General features: G+C 78.1%; 10 protein-coding genes. 8 read left to right on the forward strand and 2 right to left on the reverse strand.

Annotated elements, in window-relative coordinates:
- Window positions 1-86: 86 nt before the first annotated feature.
- From ABD994_RS17245 to ABD994_RS17260, 4 genes are all read left to right on the forward strand, one after another.
- Window positions 87-392 (forward strand): MGMT family protein, encoded by a 306-nt coding sequence (locus ABD994_RS17245; RefSeq protein ID WP_345417427.1) that lies wholly within the window; start codon window positions 87-89, stop codon window positions 390-392.
- Between the two features lie 109 nt (window positions 393-501).
- Window positions 502-3,753 (forward strand): ATP-dependent helicase, encoded by a 3,252-nt coding sequence (locus ABD994_RS17250; RefSeq protein WP_345417430.1) that lies wholly within the window; start codon window positions 502-504, stop codon window positions 3,751-3,753.
- Window positions 3,750-7,190 carry an ATP-dependent helicase gene (locus ABD994_RS17255; RefSeq protein WP_345417433.1) on the forward strand — a complete coding sequence of 1,147 codons (3,441 nt, stop codon included), beginning with the start codon at window positions 3,750-3,752 and terminating at the stop codon, window positions 7,188-7,190. Before ABD994_RS17250 ends, ABD994_RS17255 begins: the two co-directional genes overlap by 4 nt.
- A gap of 20 nt (window positions 7,191-7,210) precedes the next feature.
- Window positions 7,211-8,194: a pirin family protein gene (locus ABD994_RS17260; protein ID WP_345417436.1), complete on the forward strand. Its 984-nt coding sequence runs from the start codon at window positions 7,211-7,213 to the stop codon at window positions 8,192-8,194.
- On the opposite strand, the gene ABD994_RS17265 is transcribed toward ABD994_RS17260, so the two are convergent.
- Window positions 8,191-8,604 (reverse strand): DoxX family protein, encoded by a 414-nt coding sequence (locus ABD994_RS17265; protein ID WP_345417439.1) that lies wholly within the window; start codon window positions 8,602-8,604, stop codon window positions 8,191-8,193. The two genes, ABD994_RS17260 and ABD994_RS17265, sit on opposite strands and share 4 nt — an antisense overlap.
- 27 nt (window positions 8,605-8,631) lie before the next feature.
- Entirely contained in the window at window positions 8,632-10,371 is a 1,740-nt protein-coding gene (locus tag ABD994_RS17270) for a gamma-glutamyltransferase family protein (protein ID WP_345417577.1), read from the reverse strand.
- Between the two features lie 195 nt (window positions 10,372-10,566).
- On the opposite strand from ABD994_RS17270, the gene ABD994_RS17275 reads away from it, so the two are divergent.
- From ABD994_RS17275 to ABD994_RS17290, 4 genes are all read left to right on the forward strand, one after another.
- The gene (locus tag ABD994_RS17275) at window positions 10,567-10,971 is read left to right on the forward strand and encodes a DoxX family protein (RefSeq protein WP_345417442.1); all 405 of its coding nucleotides are present in this window, start codon (window positions 10,567-10,569) and stop codon (window positions 10,969-10,971) included.
- 20 nt (window positions 10,972-10,991) lie between these two features.
- Window positions 10,992-12,398 carry a M20/M25/M40 family metallo-hydrolase gene (locus tag ABD994_RS17280; protein WP_345417445.1) on the forward strand — a complete coding sequence of 469 codons (1,407 nt, stop codon included), beginning with the start codon at window positions 10,992-10,994 and terminating at the stop codon, window positions 12,396-12,398.
- 30 nt (window positions 12,399-12,428) lie between these two features.
- Window positions 12,429-13,397 carry an SDR family NAD(P)-dependent oxidoreductase gene (locus tag ABD994_RS17285; RefSeq protein WP_345417448.1) on the forward strand — a complete coding sequence of 323 codons (969 nt, stop codon included), beginning with the start codon at window positions 12,429-12,431 and terminating at the stop codon, window positions 13,395-13,397.
- Between the two features lie 265 nt (window positions 13,398-13,662).
- Window positions 13,663-14,421, forward strand: coding sequence for a hypothetical protein (locus ABD994_RS17290; protein WP_345417451.1), 759 nt, complete (start codon window positions 13,663-13,665; stop codon window positions 14,419-14,421).
- Window positions 14,422-14,426: the final 5 nt, after the last annotated feature.

Raw genomic sequence — 14,426 nt, forward strand, 5'->3', positions numbered from 1 at the left:
GACGATCGAGCACAGCACGCCGATAGGGTCAGGAAATCACCCATGATCTTGCCGAGCCGTCGGTGGTCCGTGCTGGACTCCTGACCGTGGACGAGGCCCGGCACGAGCGCATCCGCGCGGCGATCGCTGCGATCCCCGAGGGTTCTGTGGCGACGTACGGCCAGATCGCGACGGAGGTGGGCGAGGCCTCGGCTCGTCTCGTCGGCCGCGTGCTGCGCGAGGACGGCGCCGACCTGCCCTGGCACCGCGTCCTGCGTGCCGACGGTTCCAGCGCCCCGCAGCTCGTCGACGAGCAGCACCAGCGTCTGCGGGCCGAGGGCGTCGAGATCCGCGACGGACGGGTCGTGCTCGCCGACCACCGCGTCGCGAGCGGGTGGATTTCCGAACGTTGAACGTCAGCGTGGACGCCACGCTGGCACACCCCTGCGCCCAAGCCGCCGCGCGCCGACACGCCCACCTCCCGGCGCAGGGGTGTCGGGGGGTCGTGGTGGAGTGGTGGGCGTGACCGCCCCGACGAGTGCCGACCGGGCTCCCGAGCTGCGCCGCGCCGCCCCGTGGGTGCCCGGCGAGCTGGTGCTCGACGACGCCGCGCGGCGGGTCGTCGAGCACGACGCCGGGTTCCTGCGCGTGCTCGGCGGGCCGGGCACGGGCAAGACGACGCTGCTCGCCGAGCGGGTCGCGCGGCTGCTCCACTCCGACGCGGCGGCACGTCCCCTGGTGCTCGTGGGCGACCGGCGGGCCGCGGCCGCCCTGCGCGAGCGGATCGCCGCCCGTCGCCGGGTGCTCGCGGGCGGCACGGAGAGCGCCCGGGCCGCGGCCGAGCCGCTGGTGCGCAGCGTGCACTCCTACGCCTTCGCCGTGCTGCGCCGCCACGCCGCCCGGCGGGGCGAGGCGCCGCCGCGCCTGCTGCCGGGCGCCCAGCAGGACGCGATGGTGCGCGAGCTGCTGGCCGGCGAGGTCGCGGAGGTCGGCGCGCCGTCGGGCTGGCCGCCGCGCATGCGCCCGGCGCTGGAGGCCCCCGCCTTCGCCGGCGAGGTGCGCGATCTCCTGCTGCGCGCCGCCGAGCGCGGCCTCGGGCCCCGCGAGCTGGCCGACCTCGGCAAGCAGTACGGCGTGCCCGCCTGGCAGGCGGCCGGGCGCTTCTACCGCACCTACGAGGAGGTCACGCTCCTGCGGGCCGCGGCCGGGTCGGCCAACCCTCTCGCGAGCGCGCCGCCGCTCGACGCCGCCGAGCTCGTCGCCGCGGTGCTCGACGCCTTCGTCGCCGACCCCGAGCTGCTCGAGGTCGAGCGCGCGGCCGTGCGCCACCTCGTGGTCGACGACGTGCAGGACATGGACCCCCAGCAGGTCGAGCTCGCCCGCGCGCTGGGCGCCGCCGCGGACGACTGGGTGCTCGCCGGCGACCCGGACTCCTCGGTGCTCGGCTTCCGCGGCGCCGATCCCGCGCTGCTGCGCGACGCCGACCCGGGCGGGCTCGCGACCGTCGTGCTGCGCACCGATCACCGCAGCCGCCCGGTCCTGCGCGACGCCGTGGCCCGCGTCGTCGGCGCGCTGCCGGGCACGGGCCCGGGCCGGACGCGGCACGCGCCGCCCGGCGACGCGACCGGCGACGAGGGCCGCCTCACCGTCGACGTCTACGCCACAGCCGGCCGCCAGGCCGCCGCGGTGGCCGACCGGCTGCGCCGCGCCCACCTCACCGACGGCGTGCCGTGGTCGCGCATGGCGGTGCTCGTGCGGTCGGTGGCGGGCTCGTTGCCGCCACTGCGCCGCGCCCTGCTCGCCGCCGGCGTCCCGCTCGCCGTGCCCGCTGACGACACCCCGCTGGCGGCGCTGCCCGCTGTCGCCCCGCTGCTCACCGTGCTGCGCTGCGCCGCGGACCCGCCCCGTCTCGACGCCGACATCGCGCTCGCGCTGCTGTCCTCCCCGCTCGGTGGGGCCGACCCGCTGGCCGTGCGCCGCCTGCGCCGCGGCCTGCTGCGCCGTCACGAGGCCGGCGGCGGCGCGCCGGACACCCCGAGCGACGCCCTCATCGTCGACGCGCTGCGCGACCACGTCGAGGAACAGCCGAACCCCCTCGCGCTGCTCAGCCCGTCGGAGGCCGCGCCGCTGGCCCGCGTCGGCGAGCTCCTCGCCGCCGGCGCGCACGCCATCCGCGCGGGCGCCTCGGTGCCCGACGTGCTGTGGGCGGTGTGGGAGCGCAGCGGGCTGCAGCGCCGGTGGGTGGCGGCCAGCGAGCGCGGCGGGGTCACCGGGGCGCAGGCCGACCGCGACCTCGACGCCGTCGTCGCCCTGGTCGAGCGCGCCGCGCGCTACGTCGAGGACCTCCCGGGCGGCACCGTCGCGGGCTTCGTCGCCCAGGCCGACGACCAGCGGATCCGCGCCGACACGCTCGCCCCCCGCGCCCCGGACGGCGAGGCCGTCGCCGTGCTCACCGCCCACGCCGCCCGCGGGCGCGAGTGGGACGTCGTCGTCGTCCCGGACGTCCAGGAGGGCACGTGGCCGGACCTGCGCCGCCGCGGCACCCTGCTCGGCGTCGAGCGCCTGGTCGACGTGCTCGCCGGCGTCCCCGACGACCCGGCGGTGTCGGGTCAGGCGCCGTTGCTCGCCGAGGAGCGGCGGCTGTTCGCGGTGGCGCTCTCGCGGGCGCGCCGCGCGGCGCACGTCAGCGCCGTGGAGGCCGAGGACGTCACGCCCAGCCGCTTCCTCGACGACGTCGACGGCGGCCCGGTGGCCGACGATCCGGGTGACGCCCAGCGCCCGCGCAGCCGCCCCGGGCGCGCGCTGGTGCTCGCCGAGCTGGTCGGCGAGCTGCGCCGTGCCGTCACCGACCCGGACGCCGACCCGCGGCAGCGCGAGCGCGCCGCGGCCGGCCTGGCCCGCCTCGCCGACGCGCGCGTCCCGGGCGCCGACCCCGACGACTGGTACGGCCTGCTCGGCCCGTCCACCGACGCGCCGCTGCGCGCGCCGGGCACGCCGGTGTCGGTCAGCCCGAGCGCGGTGGAGACGATCCTGACGTGCCCGCTGCGCTGGGCGCTGCAGACCCACGGCGGCGACGACGGCGACTCGCTCGCGTCGGTCACGGGCTCGCTGGTCCACGCCCTCGTGCAGCGTGCCGCCGAGGGCGCGGGGGAGCGGGAGCTGCAGGAGGCCCTCGACGTCGCGTGGGCCTCGGTGGATGCCGGCGCCCCGTGGTTCTCGCGCCGGGAGCTCGCCAACACCCGCCGGATGCTGGGGTCGTTCCTCGCCTGGCGGGAGCAGACGCGCGCCCACCTCACCGAGGTCGCCGTCGAGCGGGAGCTGGAGGTCGCCGTGGCCGAGGGCGTGCGGGTGCGCGGGCGGGTCGACCGGCTCGAGATCGACCCGCACGGCCGCCCGGTGATCATCGACGTCAAGACGGGCAAGACGCCGATCTCGAAGGCCGACGCCGAGGCGCACCCCCAGCTCGCGGTCTACCAGCTCGCCACCGCGCTGGGCGCCTTCGCCGAGACCCTCGCCGGCCCGCACCAGACCCCGGCGCGCACCACGCCGGGCGGCGCCCGGCTGGTCTACCTCTCGCGGGCCGGCGGCGCGGCCAAGGAGCGCGCGCAGGAGCCGCTCGACGACGAGGGCCTCGCGCAGTGGCGCGAGGCTGTCGCCGCCGCGGCCCGGGCCACCGAGGGCCCCGTCTTCGTCGGCCGCGAGAACGACACGTGCGACCGGTGCCCGGTCCGCACGGCCTGCCCGGTGCACACCTCGGGCAGGCAGGTGCCGTGACCGCGATCGCGTTGCCCACGGGCCTGGTCGACCCCGTCGAGCTCGCCGAGCGCCTCGGCCTGCGCCGCCCCACCGACGAGCAGGCCGCGGTCGTCGGCGCCCCCACCGAGCCCGCGCTGGTCACGGCGGGCGCGGGCTCGGGCAAGACCGAGACGATGGCAGCGCGCGTGGTGTGGCTGGTGGCGAACGGCCTGGTCCGCCCCGAGCAGGTGCTGGGCCTGACGTTCACGCGCAAGGCCGCGGGCCAGCTCGCCGACCGCGTGCGCCGGCGCCTACGGGTGCTCGCCGCGTCGCCGCTGCTCGACGAGCTCGACCCCACCGGCGACCGGCGCCTCGCCGCCCGCGCCGGCGAGCCCACCATCTCGACCTACCACGCCTACGCCGGCCGCCTGCTCACCGAGCACGGCCTGCGCCTGCCCGTCGACCCGGGCGCCCGGCTGCTCTCGCCCACCGCGTCCTGGCAGCTCGCCCACCGCATCGTCGCCACCTGGGCCGCGGACCTCGACACCGACCGCGTGCCCGCCACGGTCACCGCGCTCGTGCAGGCGCTGGCGGGCGAGCTCGGCGAGCACCTCGCCGATCCCGAGGCGCTGCGCGTCCACGCCGAGCGCTTCGCCCGCGCGGTCGAGGACGCCCCCCGCGCGAAGGGGCAGGGCAAGGCGCTGCCGCAGACGCTCGCCGGCAAGGTCGCCGCCCAGCGCTTCCGGGCCGCGCTGCTCCCGCTGGTCGCCGAGCTCGCCGCCCGCAAGCGCGCCGAGCGCTGCCTCGACTTCGCCGACCAGATGGCCGCCGCCGCCCGGCTCGCCGAGGCCCACGAGGAGGTCGGGCTCGCCGAGCGCGCGGCCTTCCGCGCGGTGCTGCTCGACGAGTACCAGGACACCGGCCACTCCCAGCGGATCATGCTGCGGTCGCTGTTCGCCGGCGACGAGAACACCTCGGTGACGGCGGTCGGCGACCCGTTCCAGTCGATCTACGGCTGGCGCGGCGCGAGCGCGGCCAACCTGCCCCGGTTCGTCACCGATTTCCCGCGCGCCGACGCCGACGGCGAGTGGGTCGCCGCCGGCCGCCACGGCCTGCTCACGAGCTTCCGCAACCCGCCCGAGGTCCTCGCGCTGGCCAACGGCATCGCCGAGCCCCTCCGGGCCGGCGGGGTCCCCGTCGACGAGCTGCGGCCCCGGCCCGGCGCCCCGGCCGGCGACGTGCGGGTCGCGCTGCACACCGACGTCGAGACCGAGCGCGGCTGGCTGGCCGACGCCGTCGCCGACCGGTGGCGCGCCGCGGCCGACGCCGGCGGCGAGCCGCCGACCACCGCCGTGCTCGTGCGGCGCCGCGCCGACATGAGCGCGCTGGCCGCCGCCCTGCGCGCCCGCGACCTGCCCGTCGAGGTCGTCGGGCTCGGCGGCCTGCTCGACGAGCCCGAGGTCCGCGACGTCGTCTCCGCGCTGCGCCTCGTGGTCGACCCCCTGGCCGGGGGTGCCGCGGTCCGCCTGCTCACCGGGGCCCGCTGGCGGGTCGGCGGGGCCGACCTCGCCGCGCTCTGGCGCCGGGCCCGGGAGCTCGCCGCCCCTGTCGACCACGGTCCGACGGTGAGTGACGCCGTCCCCGACCCGGTGGCCGCCGCCCTGCCAGGGGAGCACGCCGAACGCGCGGGGCTGGTCGACGCGCTCGACGACCCGGGCCCGCCCGGGCGCTACTCGGCCGCTGGCCTCGAGCGCATCACCCACCTCGCGCGCGAGCTGGCGATGCTGCGCCGGCGGGTCACCGCCCCGCTCGTCGACCTCGTCGCCGACGTCGAGCGCGTGCTGCTGCTCGACGTCGAGACCGCCGCCCGCCCGGGCCCGGTCGGCCGCGCCCACCTCGACGCGTTCGCCGAGGTCGTCGCCGACTTCACCACCGGCGCCGTCGCGTCCGGCGGCACGGCGACGGTCACCGCGCTGCTGGCCTACCTCGACGCCGCCGAGGACGCCGAGGACGGCCTGACGCCGGGCGAGGTCGACGTCGCGGACCCCGCGACGGGCGGGACGCGCGTCCAGGTGCTCACCGTGCACGCCGCCAAGGGCCTGGAGTGGCAGCTGGTCGCGCTGCCGCACGTGGTCGACAAGGTGTTCCCCGCCGCCAAGCGGTCGGGCTCGTGGCTGACGTCGGTGGCGTCGCTGCCCGTCGAGCTGCGGGGCGACCGGCCCGACCTCCCCGAGCTCGACCTCGACGACGCCGCCGACCGCAAGGAGGTCCAGGAGCGCCTCGACGCCCACGAGCGGGCGTTCGACGACCGCCGGCTGGTGGAGGAGCGGCGCCTGTTCTACGTCGCGCTGACCCGGGCGGAGCACGCGCTGCTGGTGTCCGGGCACTGGTGGGGCGAGACCGGGGAGACGCCGCGGGGCCCGTCCGCCCTGCTCGCCGAGGTCGGCGAGCTGGCGGCCGCCGGCGGCGGGCGCTGCGGGGTCGTCGACGTGTGGGCCGAGCCCCCGGAGGAGGGCGAGCCCAACCCCATGGCCGCGGCGGTGCACCACGCGACGTGGCCGGTCGACCCCCTCGGCCGGCGCCGGGCGGCCGTCGAGGAGGGGGCGGCGCTGGTCCGGGCGGCCCGCGGAGCGACCGAGCCCGCGGACGGCGAGCCCCGGGACGACCCCGAGGGTTGGGCCGCGGACATCGAGGTGCTGCTCGCCGAGCGCGCCGCGGCCCGCGACCGGCACGCCCGGGTGCTGCTGCCCCCGCAGCTGTCGGTCAGCCAGCTCGTCGACCTCGCCGCCGACCCGGACGCGCTGGCCCGGCGCCTGCGCCGCCCGGTGCCGCGCCCGCCCGACCCGCGGGCGCGCCGGGGCACCGAGTTCCACGCCTGGCTGGAGCGCTGGTTCTCGGCCACCGAGCTCCTCGAGTTCGACGAGCTGCCCGGCGCGGCCGACGAGGACGCCGACGCCGCCGCCGACCCGGCGGGGGCCGCCGACGCCGCCGAGCTGCGCGAGCGCTTCACCGCCAGCCGCTGGGCGACGCGCACCCCGGTGGCGGTCGAGGTGCCGTTCGAGACCGAGGTCGCGGGCACGCTCGTGCGCGGGCGCATCGACGCCGTCTTCGCCGACGCCGACGGCGGCGCGACGGTGGTCGACTGGAAGACCGGCGGGGTGCCCCGCGACGACGCGCTGCCGGCGCTGGCGGTGCAGCTCGCGGCGTACCGCCTCGCGTGGTCGGCGCTGTCGGGTCTCCCGGTCGAGCAGGTGCGCGCGCAGCTGTACTACGTGCGGCACGACCGAACCGTCGCCCCGGCCGACCTGCTCGACGCGGACGGCCTGCGCGCGCTCGTCGCCGCGGTGCCCGCGGAGGACCGCGTGCCCGAGGGCGACCCGGAGGCACCCATCGCCGGCGCCGATCCCCGCGACCTGGACGCCGACCCGGACCGCGACGACGGCCCGCCCGAGGACGTCGACCCCGACCCCCGCTGACGAGGGGCATCATCGACGGGGTGAGCAACACCGAGACCGCGCCCGCCGAGGTCGCCTGCGCCCCCGGCGGCACGGACAGCCCCGTCGAGGTCCTCACGCCGCGGGAGGTGCCGCTCGGCGGGCCGCGCGCGATGACCGTGCGGCGCACGCTGCCGCAGCGGCAGCGCTCGCTGATCGGCGCGTGGTGCTTCGTCGACCACTACGGCCCGGACGACACGACGGCGAGCGGCGGGATGGATGTCCCGCCCCACCCGCACACGGGCCTGGCCACGGTGAGCTGGCTGTTCACCGGCGAGGTCGAGCACCGCGACAGCCACGGCGTGCACGCGATCGTGCGGCCCGGCGAGCTCAACCTCATGACCGGCGGGCACGGCATCGCGCACTCCGAGGTCAGCACGCCGTCCACGACGGTGCTGCACGGCGTGCAGCTGTGGGTCGCGCTGCCCGACCACGCCCGCGACGCCCCGCGCGACTTCGCCCACCACGCGCCCGACCCGGTCAGCCCGACGCCGGGCGCGACCGCGCGGGTCTTCCTCGGCCGGCTCGCCGGGGTCACCTCGCCGGTGCGCACCGCGTCGCCGCTGCTCGGCGCCGAGCTCCTCCTCGAGCCCGACACCCGGCTCGTGCTCGACGTCGACCCGGCCTTCGAGCACGGCCTGCTCGTCGACCGCGGGTCGGTGACGCTGCAGGGCCGTGCGCTGGCGCCCGCGGAGCTCGGCGCCGTGCCCGCCGGCCCGTCACGACTGGAGATCACGGCCGATGAGCAGGCCCGGGTCCTGCTCCTCGGCGGCCCGCCGTTCGGCGAGCAGATCGTCATGTGGTGGAACTTCGTGGCCCGCACCCACGACGAGATCGCCGCCTTCCGCGCCGACTGGGAGGCGGGCGGCGAGCGCTTCGGCGACGTCCCCGGCTACGTCGCCCGCGACGGCCGCACCGGCGACGCCGCCCGCCTCCCCGCGCCCGCGCTGCCGAACGGCGCCCTGCGCCCCCGGGGCAACCCCTAGGCTTCCCGCCGCACCCGCAGCGCGTGGGCGATCATCGGCGCCTGCAGCGGCAGGCGCCCGAACGCCACCGCGCGCCAGGGCCACGAGCGGCGCCGCCAGTCCCACGCCATCTGCACGTTGGCGGGGAACACCGCGACGAACAGTGCTGCCGCGGCGAGCGCCCCGAGCCGGCGGGTCCGCGGGACGGCGACGGCGGTCCCGACGGCGACCTCGGCGACCCCGCTGGCGTAGGTCCAGAACCGCGCCGACCCCGGCAGCCACGGCGGCACGATCGTGTCGAAGGGCTGCGGTACGACGCCGTGGAGCACGCCGGCGGTCAGCAGCGTGCCGGCGAGGGCTCCCGCGGGAGACGCAGCGATCAGACGAGCACGCCGATAGGGGAGCTCGACCCAGCGAGTCGGCGAGATCATGCCGTGCACCCTGGCAGGGCGAGGAGATCACCGCCCGACCGCGTACCCCTGCATCCCCCGCGGGTTGGCCGCGCCCCACAGCACGCCGCGGGACCGGTCGATCCCCACCGCCGAGAGCCGCCCCAGGCTCCACGGCCCGCTGCGCGTGACGCGGTGCCCCCGGCGCTCCAGGCCCGCGACGACGTCGTCACCGAGCCGGTCCTCCACGACGGCGCCGGCCGGCACGCGGCCGCGGGGCCAGAACGAGCTGGGTGACGACGTGGTGTGCAGCGCCGGCGCGTCGATGGCCTGCTGCGGGTCGTAGCCGCCGACGAGGGTGCGCAGCAGGTAGAGCAGCTGCCACTGGTCCTGCTGGTCGCCGCCCGGCGTGCCGAGCGCCGCCACCGGGCCCGCGCCGTCGAGCACGAGCGTCGGGGTCAGCGTCGTGCGGGGTCGCCGGCCGGGTGTCAGCGTCGAGGGCAGGCCCTCCTGCAGCCACGTCATCTGCAGCCGGGTGCCGAGAGCGAAGCCCAGCTCCGGCACGGTCGGCGACGACTGCAGCCAGCCGCCCGAGGGCGTCGCCGAGACGATGTTGCCCGCGCGGTCGACGACGTCGAGGTGGCAGGTGTCGCCCTTCGTCTCGCCGGCGAGGGTCACGGTCGGCTCGCCGACGGTGCCGTCGGCGGTGATGCCCGTGTCCGCACCGGCCAGGGCGAGGTCGGCGAGCACCGGGTCGCGCCCGCCGAGGCGGCCCGGCCGCAGGTCGGGGGAGGCCTCGGCGCCGACGAGGGCGCGGCGGGCGGCGACGTAGTCCGGGGCCAGGAGCGCGGAGAGCTCGACCGGGTCGCCCGACTCCCCGAACCACGCGTCGCGGTCGGCCTGCGCGAGCTTGACCGTCTCCAGCACGAGGTGGGCGCCGGCCTCGGTCGCCGGGTCGAGGTCGGCGTCGTCGTCCCCGTCGAGCGCGGCGAGCGCGGCGAGCAGCGCCGGCCCCTGCCCCCAGGCCGGGCTCTTCGCGATCCGGTGGCCGCGGAACTCCCCGATGGCCGCGTCGACCACCCCCGCGCGGTGGCCGGCGGTGTCGTCCACCGTCAGCACGCCCGCGTGGTGGGTGCCCGACGAGTGGCGGTGCGGCGTGCGGACCGACGCCGCGAGCGCCTCGGCGACGAACCCCTCGGCCCACACCGTGCGCACCGCGTCGATGCGCGCCGCCCGGTCCCGGCCCTGCGCGGCCTCCGCGAGGCGGACGAGGGTGTCCGCCCACGCCGGGTTGCGCAGCACCTCGCCCGGCGCCGGCACCCGGTCGCCGGGCAGCCACAGCGCGGCCGAGGTCGGCCAGTGCTCGCGGAAGAGGTCCGCCACCGTCGCCACCGTGCTGGCCAGCCGCGGGACGGCGGGCACGCCGCCGCGGGCGTAGCCGATCGCCGGCGCGAGGACGTCGCCGACCTCCCAGGTGCCGTGGTCGCGCAGCAGCAGGAACCAGGCGTCCACCGCGCCCGGGATCGCCGCGGCGAGCGCGCCCGCGCCCGGCACGCGGTCGAGCCCCTTCGCGCGGAAGTGCGCCACGGAGGCGCCCGCCGGCGCCGGGCCCTGCCCGTCGAGGACCCGCGGCGTGGGGTCGCCGGCCGTCGCGAAGATCGCCACGAGATCGCCGCCGGGGCCGTTGAGGTGCGGCTCGGTCACGTGCAGGACGAACGCGCCCGCCACGGCGGCGTCGAACGCGGTGCCGCCCCGCTCCAGCACGCCCATTGCCGTCGCCGCCGCGGCCCAGTGCGTCGCGGCGGCCATACCGACCGTGCCCTCGAGCACGGGCCGCGTCGTGAACTCCGGTCCGGGTGTCCAGCCGTGGGGCGTCACGCGTCCAGCACACCCCGAGGGACGGTCCGGACGGAAGAGTACGAGTGAAAAACTCAAAAGTATTGACTTAGGACTGACGCTCGGACAGAGTTCCCGCCACACCGTCCCGCCACCCCGGAGGCCCCGATGACCACGACGACCGCGCCGACGACCGCTCCCCCCGCCGCCCGCCCCCGCCCGGTCGCGATCGCGCTCTGGACGCTGCAGGCGCTGCTCGCCGCGGCGTTCGTGCTCGGCTCCGGCGCGCCGAAGCTGGTCGGCGAGGCCTACGCGGTCCAGATCTTCGACGACCTCGGCACGGGCCCGTGGCTCCGCGTGCTCGTCGGCGTTCTCGAGATCGCCGGCGGCATCGGCCTGCTGGTGCCACGGCTGGCCGGTCTCGCCGCCGCCTGCCTCGTCGCGCTCATGGTCGGCGCGACCGGCGCGCAGCTGTTCTTCCTGTCCGAGGGCTACTGGTACACGCCGGTGATCCTCGGGGTGCTGCTCGGCATCGTCGCGGTGGCGCGGCGCCACGAGGTCCGCCTCCGCTGACGCGGGCTAGCGTGGGGCTCATGACCAGCACCGCCGGTGCCGAGGCCCGGGAGGTCGCGTCGCGCGCCGAGGCGTTCGTGGCGGACCTCCGGGAGTGGCTGCGCATCCCCTCGATCTCGGCCGACCCCGGCCACCACGGCGACGTCGCCCGGTCCGCGGCCTGGCTGGCCGAGCGGCTGCGGGTCGAGGGCTGGCCGCGGGTCGAGGTCTGGGACGACACCGACGCCCTGCCCGCCGTGTACGCGTCGTGGCCCGCCGCCGACCCGGGCGCGCCGACCGTGCTGGTCTACGGCCACCACGACGTGCAGCCCGCCGACCGCGCCGACGGCTGGTCGTTCGAGCCGTTCGACCCCGAGGTGGTGGGGGAGGAGCTGCGCGGGCGCGGCGCCTCCGACGACAAGGGCCACCTCGCGATGGTGCGCCTCGGCCTCGCCGCCCACCTCGCCGCCACCGGCGCGGAGGCCCCCGCGGTCACCCTGACGCTGCTCGCCGAGGGCGAGGAAGAGTCGGGCTCGGCGCACCTCGCCGCGCTGCTCGACGCCCACCGCGACGCCCTGGCCTGCGACGCGATCGTCGTCACCGACACCGGCATGGTCGGCCGCGACACCCCGACCGTGTGCACGGGGATGCGCGGCATGGTCGACACCGAGATCGTCTTCCGCGGCGCGTCGGTGGACCTGCACTCCGGGCAGTTCGGCGGCGCCGTGCCCAACCCCGTCACCGAGCTCGCCCGGCTCGTCGCCGCGCTGCACGACGACGACGGCCGGGTGCAGGTGCCCGGCTTCTACGACGACGTGCGACCCCCGACCGACGCGGAGCGCGCGGCCTGGGCCGCGCTGCCCTTCGACGAGCCCGCCTGGCTCGCCGGCTCCGCGGCCGGCGCGCGCGCCACGTCCGGCGAGGCGGGCTGGAGCACCTACGAGCGGCTCTGGGCCCGCCCGACCGCCGAGGTCAACGGCCTGCACGGCGGCTACGGCGGCCCCGGCCACAAGACGATCGTGCCGCACTCCGCCTCCGCGAAGCTGACGTTCCGCCTCGTCGCCGACCAGGACCCAGCCCGCGTCCTCGACGGCATCCGGGCGTTCGTCGACGCGCGCACCCCGCCGGGGATCGACAGCGAGGTGATCGCCGGCGGTCCGGGGGTGCCGCCGCTGGTCTGCGACGTCGACTCGACGCTGGTGACGACCATCCGCGAGGCCATGGGGGCGGCGCTGGGCGCCGAGGTCCTGCCCGCCCGCGAGGGCGGCAGCGGGCCGGAGGCGCTGCTGTCCACCGAGCTCGGCGCCCCGCTGGCGTTCCTCGGCGTCATGCTCCCGTCGGACCGCATCCACGCCCCCGACGAGCGGGCCGTGCTGCCGCTGCTGCTCTCCGGGGCCGAGGCCACCGCGCACCTGTGGCGGATGCTGGGCGAGCGCGGGCTTGCGTGAGAGCGCGCTCGAAGACCTAGCGTCGGGATCATGAGCACGGCACAGCAGCCGATCGGCTCCGGCTTCGGAGCACACACCACCGCCACCGAGGTCCTCGCGGGCCTCGACCTCACCGGCCGCCTGGCCGTCGTCACCGGCGGCTACTCGGGTCTCGGGCTCGAGGCCACGCGGGCCCTGACCGCCGCGGGCGCGCACGTCGTCGTCCCCGCCCGCCGCCCCGACGCGGCGAAGGAGGCGCTCGACGGGATGGAGCGCGTGGAGACCGACGCCCTCGACCTGGGCGACCTCGACAGCGTCGCCGCCTTCGCCGACCGCTTCCTCGCGACGGACCGCGCGATCGACATGATGATCGACAACGCGGGCATCATGGCCACGCCGGAGACGCGGGTCGGCCCCGGCTGGGAGGCCCAGTTCGCCACCAACCACCTCGGCCACTTCGCGCTGGTCAACCGCCTGTGGCCGGCGATCGCCCGGGGCCGCGACGCCCGCGTCGTGTCGGTGTCCTCCCGCGGGCACCACCGCTCGCCGGTGCGCTTCGACGACCTCGACTGGCGCGTCGAGCCCTACGAGAAGTGGCAGGCCTACGGGCAGTCGAAGACCGCGAACGTCCTGTTCGCGGTGCACCTCGACGCCCTGGCCGCCGACCGGGGCGTGCGGGCGTTCTCGCTGCACCCCGGCGGCATCATGACCCCGTTGCAGCGCCACCTGCCGCGCGCGGAGATGGTCGCCCTCGGGTGGCTCGACGAGGACGGCAACCCGACCCCGGAGGCCGCCGCGAACTTCAAGACCCCCGAGCAGGGCGCGGCCACCGAGGTCTGGGCGGCCACCTCGCCGCAGCTCGCCAGGCGCGGCGGGCTCTACCTCGAGGACTGCGAGGTCGCCGAGGTCGCCCCCGAGGCCGGCGCCCGCGGTGTGCGCGACTACGCCGTCGACCCCGACGCGGCCGCGCGCCTCTGGGCGATCTCGGCCGAGCGGACGGGCGTGGACGCGTTCGCCTGATCGTGTACCGGCACGGACGGGGAGCCGGCCCGCGGGCCCGGCTCACCCACCCGTCCGAACGGGTCCGACGGACCGTCACCGGAGCCGGCCGCGCGGCGGCGTCGGCGCCGGTGACGGCCGCGCGGACGTCCCCGGACCGCCGTAGCAGACGCCTGATCGTGAGCGTCGCGGATGCCTCGATCGTGGGGGCGTCGCGGGTGTTTGAATCCCGCCCGTGTCACTCACGGGGGCTGCGGCGGGCCCGCATCTGGATCGTTCCCACCTGGTGCGCGGGACCGGCGGGTCACCGCGGCGGACACCCCGTCGAGCGGCGCGCTCCGGGCGCCGCGTCCGGGTGCTCGGCGTCCTGCTGGCGCTGGCCGTCGGCGCCGCGCTCGCGCTCTGGCTGCTGGCGACGGCGTTCCCCTCGCGCGCCCTCGGCGGCGACGGCACGGGGGGCACCGCCCAGGCGCCGGCCGCGGTCGAGACGGTCGGCCCGGCCACGGTCGTCGCCACCAGCTCCTGCCTCGCCGCGGACCCCCGCGACACCGTCGTGGTCGACGGGCCGGCCGGCCGGCGGCTGATGGCCCTCGACGCGTGCGGCACGCCCGTCGCCACCCGCGTCACGGTGCGGATGGCCTTCGTCGGCACCGAGCCCGCGGCCACCCCGGCCCGCCTGGCCGGCACCGGCTCGTCGGCGCCGCTGGCGGCGGCCGGTCCCGCCGAGTCGCCGCTGACCGACCGGTTCGCGGTGCTGCTCACCGGCGTCGCCGCGCTCGGGATGGGCGGGCTGCTCGTGGCCGTCGTCCGCGAGCGCTCCCGCCGGGCCGCACGGCCCGCGCCCGCGCGGCCGCCCGCGCGGCCGGTCACCACCGTCAGCACGACCGGCCGGGAGCCGCGCCGCGCCCCGCACCGCCCGTCGGCGCGGCCCGGGCGCTCCACCCGCGCCGGACGTCCCAGCGCCCTCGACGCCGGACGGCGGCAGCAGGGTGCGCGCGGTCGCACCACGCCGCGCCGTCCGGCTGCCGGACCGCACCGCGGGTAGGTTCT

Source organism: Actinomycetospora chlora, from assembly GCF_039542135.1.
GTDB classification, from domain to species: Bacteria; Actinomycetota; Actinomycetes; order Mycobacteriales; family Pseudonocardiaceae; genus Actinomycetospora; species Actinomycetospora chlora.

Excerpts from the sequence above, each read along its gene's own strand:
- ABD994_RS17265 (WP_345417439.1), bottom strand. The coding sequence starts at position 8,604 with ATGATCTCGCCGACTCGCTGGGTCGAGCTCCCCTATCGGCGTGCTCGT.
- ABD994_RS17270 (WP_345417577.1), bottom strand. The coding sequence starts at position 10,371 with ATGGCCGCCGCGACGCACTGGGCCGCGGCGGCGACGGCAATGGGCGTG.
- ABD994_RS17280 (WP_345417445.1), top strand. The coding sequence starts at position 10,992 with ATGACCAGCACCGCCGGTGCCGAGGCCCGGGAGGTCGCGTCGCGCGCC.
- ABD994_RS17285 (WP_345417448.1), top strand. The coding sequence starts at position 12,429 with ATGAGCACGGCACAGCAGCCGATCGGCTCCGGCTTCGGAGCACACACC.
- ABD994_RS17275 (WP_345417442.1), top strand. The coding sequence starts at position 10,567 with ATGACCACGACGACCGCGCCGACGACCGCTCCCCCCGCCGCCCGCCCC.